At 70.5% G+C, this 2,244-nt stretch carries 2 protein-coding genes; both read left to right on the plus strand.

From position 1 onward, the window contains the following. A partial coding sequence (locus ACWELQ_RS44130) for an AMP-binding protein (protein WP_452402920.1) occupies window positions 1-1,614 on the plus strand: 1,614 nt, incomplete at its 5' end. A 15-nt stretch (window positions 1,615-1,629) separates the two neighbouring features. Continuing rightward, window positions 1,630-2,112, plus strand: coding sequence for an AAA family ATPase (locus tag ACWELQ_RS44135; protein ID WP_452402921.1), 483 nt, complete (start codon window positions 1,630-1,632; stop codon window positions 2,110-2,112). The last annotated feature ends 132 nt before the right edge of the window (window positions 2,113-2,244 follow it).

Here is a 2,244-nt window from a genome sequence, read left to right on the forward strand (position 1 = left end):
CGCTTGCTCGCCGAGCAGGCGCGGCGCGGGCCGCAGCGGGAGTTGTTCCTCTTCGACGATCGCGTGCACACCGCCGAGGCGGTCAACCAGCGCATCGACAATGTGGTGCGCGGGCTGATCTCGGTCGGCGTGCGCCCGGCCACCCGGGTCGGCGTCGTGATGGAGACCCGGCCCTCCGCGCTGGCCGCGGTCGCCGCGCTCTCGCGGCTGGGCGCGGTCGCGGTGCTGCTCGCGCCCGGCAGTGAACTGTCCAAGGTCGCCGAGTTGACCGGGGCCAAGCTGCTGCTCACCGATCCGGAGAATCTGGCCAGCGCGGCCGCGACCGGTCATCGCGTGCTGGTGCTCGGCGGCGGCGAGGCTCGCGGCCTCGACATTCCGGCCGGGTGCGATGTGGTCGATATGGAGCAGATCGATCCCGCCGCGGTGACCCTGCCCGCCTGGTATCGCCCCGATCCGGGCCTGGCCCGGGAGCTGGCCTTCATCCTGGTGACCGGTACCGGCGACAAGTTCGACGTCAAGTACGTGACCAACCACCGCTGGGCGCTGTCGGCCTTCGGCACCGCCTCGGCGGCCGATCTGGGCCGCCACGACACCGTGTACTGCCTTGCGCCGCTGCATCATTCGTCCGGGCTGCTGGTGAGCCTGGGTGGCGCGGTGGCGGGCGGCAGCCGGATCGCGCTGGCCCGTTCGCTGGATCCGGCGCGTTTCGCCGAGGAGGTGCACCGCTACGGCGTCACCGTGGTCACCTACACCTGGACCATGCTGCGCGACATCCTCGACGCGGACACCTTCCCCAACGGGCATCCGCATCCGATCCGGCTGTTCATCGGCTCCGGCATGCCGCGCGGGCTGTGGCGGCGCACCCAGGAGCGGTTCGAACCGGCGCGGGTGCTCGAGTTCTACGCCTCCATCGAGGGAGATGTGGTGCTGGCCAACGTCTCCGGCGTGAAGGTCGGCTCAAAGGGGCGTCCGGTGCCGGGCACCGCCAAGGTCGAGTTGATCGCCTACGATCCGCTGGCCGACGAAATCCTGGTCGAGGACACGGGTTTCGCGCGCCGTGCCGCCGACAACGAGGTGGGGCTGCTGATCGGCACCGTCTCCGACGCGGTCGAACTGTCCGCGGGCGGGCTGCGCGGCGTCTTCGCCCCCGGCGACTCCTGGATGCCGACGGAGAACCTCTTCCGCCGCGACCCGGACGGCGACTACTGGCTGATGGACCGCCGCGACACGGTCATCCCGACCTCGCGTGGCCCCGTCTACACCCAGCCGATCGTGGACGCGCTCAACGACATCACCGCCGTCGACATGGAAGTGGCCTTCGCGCTGCCCACCCGGGATCGCGTGCTGGCCGTGGCCGCCGTCAGCGTCCGCACCGGCTTCACCCTCGCACCCAAGGACGTCACCGAAGCGGTCCGCGTCCTGCCTGCGGACCAACGCCCCGACATCGTCTACGTCGTCGACGACATCCCCCGCAGCTCCACCTACCGCCCCTCCACCCGGGCGGTTCAGGCGGCGGGTCGCTCCGAACCCGACGACCGCACCTGGTGGTACAACCGCGCCACCGAGAACTACGAGGTCCTCACCCCCGACCTCGCCGCCCGCCTCTTCGCCTGACCGGTAGGCCCGGCCGTGGCGGTGATCCTCGTGACCGGGATGTCCGGCACCGGGAAATCCGCGACTCTGCGACTGCTCGCCGAGCGCGGATATCCGGTGCTGGACACCGACTACGGCGGATGGATCGTCCTCGGGCCGGGCGGGGAACCGGCGTGGGACGAGGCGCGGATGGCGGCGCTGATCGCGCGGCACGAGCAGACGGGGGAGCCGCTGTTCGTCGCGGGGACGGTATGGAATCAGCAGCGGTTCTACGCGCGGTTCGCTCAGGTCGTTCTGCTGAGCGCGCCGGAGGCGGTGCTGCTCGAGCGGGTCGCGAACCGCACCGGCAATGCGTTCGGGAAGACCGCGGGGCAACGGGATCGGATCCGCGCCGACATCGCGGAGATCGAGCCGCGGCTGCGGTCGGTGGCGACCGTGGAGATCGACACGCGCGCACCGCTTTCCGATGTCGTCGAGACGCTGGCGGGGCTGATGACCGATTCGATGACCAATTCGTAGGGGTTCTGCGGGGCGCTGAAGGATTGTTAGAGTGCGCTGCCGTCTTTGTCCGGGGGTGGCGGGGATATCGATTTCGAGGGGATCGGGTGGGGATGAAGCGTGTGTTCGGGGCGGGGATGATGGGGGCGGGGC

It is taken from the genome of Nocardia sp. NPDC004722 (genome assembly GCF_053601505.1).